The organism is Helicobacter sp. TUL, from assembly GCF_002287135.1.
GTDB lineage: Bacteria > Campylobacterota > Campylobacteria > Campylobacterales > Helicobacteraceae > Helicobacter_F.
Map to the genome: position 1 here is coordinate 1 of NZ_NESU01000026.1, position 6,761 is coordinate 6,761.

Annotated in this window: 8 protein-coding genes and 1 pseudogene; all 9 read left to right on the forward strand. The window is 34.5% G+C overall.

What is annotated here, in order from left to right; translation table 11 throughout:
• Window positions 1-677 (forward strand): bacteriophage T4 gp5 trimerisation domain-containing protein (locus B9T66_RS08955; RefSeq protein ID WP_095628534.1); only part of this gene is annotated, 677 nt, incomplete at its 5' end.
• Window positions 678-789: 112 nt separating this feature from the next.
• On the forward strand, window positions 790-3,114 hold the full coding sequence (locus tag B9T66_RS09285; RefSeq protein WP_257874678.1) for a glycoside hydrolase family 19 protein: 2,325 nt from the start codon (window positions 790-792) through the stop codon (window positions 3,112-3,114).
• Between the two features lie 14 nt (window positions 3,115-3,128).
• Window positions 3,129-3,821 carry a hypothetical protein gene (locus B9T66_RS09290; RefSeq protein ID WP_257874679.1) on the forward strand — a complete coding sequence of 231 codons (693 nt, stop codon included), beginning with the start codon at window positions 3,129-3,131 and terminating at the stop codon, window positions 3,819-3,821.
• On the forward strand, window positions 3,818-4,672 hold the full coding sequence (locus tag B9T66_RS08510; RefSeq protein ID WP_095628535.1) for a hypothetical protein: 855 nt from the start codon (window positions 3,818-3,820) through the stop codon (window positions 4,670-4,672). The genes B9T66_RS09290 and B9T66_RS08510 overlap by 4 nt, the downstream gene beginning before the upstream one ends.
• 2 nt (window positions 4,673-4,674) lie before the next feature.
• Complete coding sequence (locus B9T66_RS08515) at window positions 4,675-5,376, forward strand: hypothetical protein (protein WP_095628536.1); 702 nt, start codon at window positions 4,675-4,677, stop codon at window positions 5,374-5,376.
• Complete coding sequence (locus B9T66_RS08520; protein ID WP_257874680.1) at window positions 5,355-5,495, forward strand: hypothetical protein; 141 nt, start codon at window positions 5,355-5,357, stop codon at window positions 5,493-5,495. The genes B9T66_RS08515 and B9T66_RS08520 overlap by 22 nt, the downstream gene beginning before the upstream one ends.
• A gap of 9 nt (window positions 5,496-5,504) precedes the next feature.
• Window positions 5,505-6,197 carry a hypothetical protein gene (locus B9T66_RS08525; protein WP_095628537.1) on the forward strand — a complete coding sequence of 231 codons (693 nt, stop codon included), beginning with the start codon at window positions 5,505-5,507 and terminating at the stop codon, window positions 6,195-6,197.
• Window positions 6,197-6,490, forward strand: coding sequence for a hypothetical protein (locus tag B9T66_RS08530; protein WP_257874681.1), 294 nt, complete (start codon window positions 6,197-6,199; stop codon window positions 6,488-6,490). The genes B9T66_RS08525 and B9T66_RS08530 overlap by 1 nt, the downstream gene beginning before the upstream one ends.
• Window positions 6,491-6,505: 15 nt before the next feature.
• A pseudogene (locus tag B9T66_RS08535) lies at window positions 6,506-6,761 on the forward strand (contractile injection system protein, VgrG/Pvc8 family); the annotation flags it as partial.

Consider the following 6,761-nt stretch of genomic DNA (forward strand, 5'->3'; position numbering starts at 1 on the left):
ATAGAGAATCTATAAATAATAATTTCTCTCAAACTATACACAACAATAAAGATTCTAAAGTGCAAGGAAGCTATAGTGAATCTATTACTAAAGCTCATACCCAAACCATAGGCTTAGCTAAAAATGTTACTATAGGAGGAGAATATTTAACCAATGTAGCCTTAAGTAAAGATACTATAGTAGGATTAAGCAATAGCCTTAATGTAGGAGCAAGTCATAGCCTAAGAGTAGCTAAGGATAGTAGTGAGGTTGTTGGGGGAGATAAAACAATAGAGATAAATAATAATCTTTCTAGTAGTGTTGGTGGGGATTTACATACGACAATTAAAGGTAATAGTGAGATAATCATAGAGGGGAATAAGCAAGAGTATATTGGAGGTAATCTTGATATTATCTCACAATCACAAGGCAACATCTCTACACAAAAAGGCTTATACACCCATTCTCAAACCTTATCTTTTCAAGCTCAAAATTCTACAAGTATAGAATCAGATTCTATCTATATGAATGCACAATCAGACATTATACATACTACAAGCAATCAAATCCTCCACCAAGTAGGCGATACCCAAATCATAACTAAGGGAGACTCTGTTATAATAAAAGCAGGTGGAGTAGAAGTAGTTATAGATTCTAATGGGCTTGTAGTAAAAGGTGGGGAGGTTAAGAGTGAGTAGAGAATAAAGGGGAGCATACAATGAATCAGAGATACGCATTAAAACATAGAGCACAAAGAAATACATAGCAAATAAAGATGTAAGGACTTGATATTATAAACAGGATACAATAATGGCTGATACAAGAAATATAACATGCTATATAAAGCCAATGCTAAAGGGCAAAGGCAATATTGCTAATCTCACTTTACGCATTGATAATAAAGATATAACGGCTACCACAAACACCAAAGGCATAGCGACATTTGAACTTGAGATAGCCAATAACGAATTAGCAAAGCATATATATTTTTCCATAGATTCTGATGAGTATGTATTAGATAATCACAACCATTGTGTGCCATTACACCATACTACAAAACCTAGTGCTTTTCCACTATCCCTAAATCTTAGCATAACTATTGAAAGTATTGCAATGTATAAAAAAGAACATCAAGATAACCAAGAGATACAAAAAGAGATAGTTATGGCACAAGTAGATTCTCACACGCAAACACCACAGGAGCAAACTATCTATGTAGAAACCACACTTAAAGGATATAATGCAAAGCAAAATGAGGGCAAACTCCCAAAAATACAATATAGCTATATTGTAAAATCCCTAAATGATCCACTCCTTCCAATCTCAAAAGCACAACCACTTACTTTCACATCACATACACCAAGCAATAGAATCATAAGCTTTAATCTTAATGCAAAATTTACCTACACCATCATAGAAAATAACACACAAAAAGAAATAACAGATTATCTCAAAGATAATCAACAACTTATCATTTTTGCATACACAAAATCTCCAGCCTATACTACAAGCTATGGCACTCCTCATGCTATCCTAACCATAAGCCAATACCCTATACTAGAGCTTTCATATGGCACTGCTAGGCTTATTATGCAAGATAAAGAAACAAACAAAGACTTTGCTATCAAACATAGCATTATGCCCTATCTCATCACGCATTTTGATAATATAGACACACCTTATACAATCACTAAAAAAGATTCTCATTTACTCATCAGCAATGCTCATAACAAAACGCTAGAGATTCATAAATCTGCACAAGAATCTGCACAGCAAGAATCCACACACCAAAGCTCAACAACACAATCCCAATCCACACAAGAGGATACTAAAATCTATATAGATAATACAACATTTGACAACCTAGCAATTCTCACAGCCCTACTCACACTCAATGAAAATGACAAAGTATCACTCTGTGTGCGTTTATGCTACAAAATCACGCTAGATATGCTAAAAGAAGTATTTGAATACAATATAGCAAAAGATAATACTAAGACAAAAATGGATACTATGCTACCTCAAATGGTAGAGGAACTAAATAGAATGCAAGATCATAAGCCTATGTATATGCACTATAACCTTGATACTAGAGCGAGGCTAGAGCATTTCTTTGCCCAATGCTATGTGGAGGTAGGTGGCAGTAAGTTTAGGCTGGAGGAAGACTTACACTATAGTATTAAGCAGTTAGTGCATACCTTTAGCTACTATCACGCCGACAAAGAAAAAATCAAAGAAGCCCTCACTGATGGCAGAGCCAAAGAAGCGAGTGCTAAAAAGCCAAGTGATTATGATATAAAAGACATTTTAGACAATGCACCAAGTAAGTATAAGGCAAACATTACCAAAGCTATCAAAGATTTAGTCCAAGACTATATCAATTTCTGCCTCAATCTCTTGCCTAAAACCAATGGGGCAATAGAGCAAAAGACTAATACCACAGAGATAGAAAAAACACTGGGGATAGAATCTAAAAAGAAATTTGATTCTAAAAAAGCCTACTCCCCCATAGAGCTTATAGAATCTTTTACAGAATACCAATCCTATCCCACAATCCAATTAGCCTTTAGACATTCTGCAATCTCTCTAGCACAAGGGGCAAACTATGAGATTCCATATAGCACAGAATCTCATAAGGCTTTTATCCTCATCGCTCAAGCGATAGCTAATCATATAGTGGGTAAGAGGAGTGATAAAAAGGCTAAAGATGTGATTATAGCTAATAAGGTATATGCTGATGAGAATCGTTCGGATAGCAATAAGCTAGGCAATACACAACAAGGCGATGGTTATAAATTTAGAGGTAGAGGAATAAAGCAACTGACAGGTAGAAGTAACTACGCAAACTTCCAATCCTACTATAATAAACACAATCCTAATGACACCAAAGACTTCCTAAACAATGAGGAACATAGAAAAGCATTGCTTGATAATGGCAAGATAGCTTTGCTTAGTGCAGTGTGGTTTTGGAATCACACAGGGTGTTATAAGATTGCAGATAAACAAACTAGCAATAATGCCAATGAAATAGTCAAGCAAATAACCAAAAAAGTCAATGGTGGCTATAATGGGTTAGATAAGAGAACCAAACAACATACAAGAATCAAAAATGCAAATATTTTTGAGGATTTTTAACAAAGGAATTAATGATGAACAAGTTGGCATTAATATGTTTAATGATAACTGCAATATTTGCTGATGTAAAAAGCACAAAAGAATGGTTGAGCAAAAATCCTTTTGATAAAATCGCCTCACTAGATAAAATAGCAATAGCAAGTGATACCATAATATATCAATGGGAGGACGAACCATTGCCGAGCTTTGATTGTGATAAAGATACCAATACCGCAGAAACTTTGATTTGCTTTGGTCGTTGGCGATATAATGCAGTCTTGGATAACTTTTATGCGAGTTACTATTATGTCATAATGCAAAATATTTCAGACGATAGAAAGACAGAAATTAAAAAAATAGCAAAAGAAATGATAAAAAAAAGAAACAATGAGGTAGAACAGACAGATAAGGAAATGCAGGAACACAACAATGAAATATATACTGATGAGGAACAAGTGAGTAAGAGAAGTGGGCTACAATTAAGTTGGGAAGAATCGATAGGCGACATAATATCAGAACACTATAAATCAGCAATAATGGAATTTACACGCTTTATTTTACAATATGACCCACATCTTTTTACACAGATATTTCATACACATACAGAGGAATATAAAGCAATTTTTCAAGATAAAGAAGCGGAATATTATTATGTTTTAGGTGCGTTATATCTTGACAATCTAATCGATGAAACAGGCAAATTGATTGTAAGGGTGGATTCTAAGTGACAAGAATTATAGAATCTAAAAGCCACGCAAACACCTCTATCAATGCTCTACCTAAAACCAATGGGGCAATAGAGCAAAAGACTAATACCACAGAGATAGAAAAAACACTGGGGATAGAATCTAAAAGGAAATTTGATAAGAATAAAGATTATTCTCCCATAGAGCTTATAGAATCGTTTACAGAATACCAATCCTATCCCACAATCCAATTAGCCTTTAGACATTCTGCAATCTCTCTAGCACAAGGCACAAACTATAAGATTCCGTATAGCACAGAATCTCATAAGGCTTTTATCCTCATCGCTCAAGCGATAGCGAATCATATAGTGAATAAGAGGAGTGATAAAAAGGCTAATAAAATGGAGATAGGCAATAAGGCGTATGGTGGCAGAAATGGCAATCAGGGCGGAGATGATGGCTATAACTTTAGAGGCAGAGGGATAATACAGCTTACGGGGAGAAGTAATTATAAAGATTTCACAACAAAGGCTAAAGAGTGGGGGTGGATAGATAATGTGGCAGATTTTGAAGCAAAACCAGATTTGATTCTACAAAATGGAAAATATGCCTTGCTTAGTGCGGTGTATTATTGGAACAATAAAAAATGCTCTGCTAATGCTAAAGACTATCCAGAAATCTCAATATTTAGAGGAAAACACCTCTATGAAATAGCCGATGATGAGACAAATGGCAATGTAGCAACCACAAGAAAAGTAGGAAAGGACAAAATAAAAACTACAAAAAGCATTTTAGCCATTAGTGTTTCGGTCAATGGTGGTACAAATCATTTAGGTGATAGAACTACACGCCATGCACAAATCAAATCTCAAAATATTTTTAAGGATTTTTAACGATGAATAGCACAAAAACTTTCTTAAAATTCTTTGCTGCGTGTTTATATTGCATTAATGTCTCTTTTGCTCTTGACTTGGCATTAGTCAAGGAAAATTTACTCAAGAAAACACGAGAGCATTCTGGGCTTGACATCGTCGAAGAAGGTGTTGGGTTTGTTGAAAATAAAGTGTTTAACCATAAAACTTATGTATTTGTTATAGCTGAAGTAGGAGGCTATGAGAGCGAAGTGAGTAAATTCGAAGACTTTTTTAGCTGTATAAATGTTTTACAAACAGATAAAATTATCTTTGATTATTGCGATAAAGGTATTATGAGAATACAAACTAAAGGTAATTTTTGGACTTTGCAAAGCCAATCGATAGAATACGCATCAGTCGAGTCCTATCGTCATGTATCTTATCTTACCTTTAGACTTATAAATGACACATTTTACTTGCATCAGTTCAGTTACAATAACTATATATTTGATAGAATCTGCGATAGTATTGATGAGCAATTGTTGGTTTCTAATATTTATTATCGCCAACCACGAGATGACCCAAAGAAAGAGAATCTTATCCCGCTAGATTTTGCCAATGAAGCATTATTTTCAGAGATGAGAGACCGATACTGTGAAAGAGGACTCTGTCAAGAGGTTGATTGGGAAGTTGTGCAAGAGCTACGCAATAAGGGTTTTAATTGCGAGGAAACAGACGAATAATCAAAAAAGTCAATGGTGGCTATAATGGTTTAGATGAAAGACAAAAAGCCTTTAAAAGAATACGCTTTGGAAGTAGCAATACTGCCAATATAAGCAATGGAATCTTTAGGGATTTTTAAGGAGGCACTATGAGAAATATTATCCTTGTGTCAATACTGATGACATATATATGTAGTGGTGCTGACTTTTCTAGGTATTGCGATAATGTAGATAATGAATGCGTAAGACCAAGCTTTGATTGCAATATGGCAACTAACAGGGTGGAATCATTTATGTGTGAGCAAGAATATAATGCCTATTCTGATAATTTCTTTATGAGTTATTATACTCTGATAATGCAAAATATAAAGGATAGCGATAAGCCAAAAGTTCAAGCAATAATACAACAAACTATGGATAACAGAAATAAAATAGGGCTAGTGATACAATCCATTGATAAATATATTAGTGAGATTGAGAAACAGGCTGATAATGGCGATGAGGAAGCAAATAATATATTAAATGTTTATGGCAGGGGCTTAGAAGACCCATATTTGGGGATATTGTATAACATAGAACAAGTATATATGCAAGGAACACTAGAATTAACACAATATTTATTAGATAATAATAATGAACTATTTATGCGAATTTTTATAAATAAAAAGAAATATAACGACCTCTTTAATCGTGAGCAAGATGAATTGCTCACAGAAAGAGAAAAAGAAAGAAATGGAACATTAATAGATGGGGAAAAATTTATAATCCTACTTACTGCCCTCTACCAAGACAACCTAATCGACAAAACAGGCAGATTAATTGTAAAGGTGGATTCTAGGTGATGAGACAAGGTGATGGCTATAACTTTAGAGGTAGAGGAATAAAACAACTTACAGGAAAGAGTAACTACACAAGATTCCAATCCTACTATAACAAGCATTATCCAAACGATACCAAAGACTTCCTAAACAATGAGGAACATAGAAAAGCATTGCTTGATAATGGCAAGATAGCTTTGCTTAGTGCAGTGTGGTTTTGGAATCACACAGGGTGTTATAAGATTGCAGATAAACAAACTAGCAATAATGCCAATGAAATAGTTATAATAGCACCACTCTTACGACACATAACATAGCCCTAAGGAAAACATATGTCCTCTTATATGCAACTTAGTATTTCTGTCCCCCACCTTTCTGCTCCCTTATATGTTACCATCACCAAAGCCCATATTAAAGAAAGTCTGCAATCTCCCTTTGTTATATCTTGTGAAGGATATATAGAAAGTATCCATAGTGATATCTTGCATGTATTTAGCACGCAAACTAAAACTTCTACTTCTCTAACACACACCCCTAATGTATATGATTCTTCTTTTCATCCAAACTTGCTCTTAGATTCACAAGCAA

What these genes read in the sequence shown, in the direction of transcription:
- B9T66_RS08525 (WP_095628537.1), top strand. Translation starts at nt 5,505, where the DNA reads ATGAGAAATATTATCCTTGTGTCAATACTGATGACATATATATGTAGT.
- B9T66_RS08515 (WP_095628536.1), top strand. Translation starts at nt 4,675, where the DNA reads ATGAATAGCACAAAAACTTTCTTAAAATTCTTTGCTGCGTGTTTATAT.
- B9T66_RS08530 (WP_257874681.1), top strand. Translation starts at nt 6,197, where the DNA reads ATGAGACAAGGTGATGGCTATAACTTTAGAGGTAGAGGAATAAAACAA.
- B9T66_RS09285 (WP_257874678.1), top strand. Translation starts at nt 790, where the DNA reads ATGGCTGATACAAGAAATATAACATGCTATATAAAGCCAATGCTAAAG.
- B9T66_RS09290 (WP_257874679.1), top strand. Translation starts at nt 3,129, where the DNA reads ATGAACAAGTTGGCATTAATATGTTTAATGATAACTGCAATATTTGCT.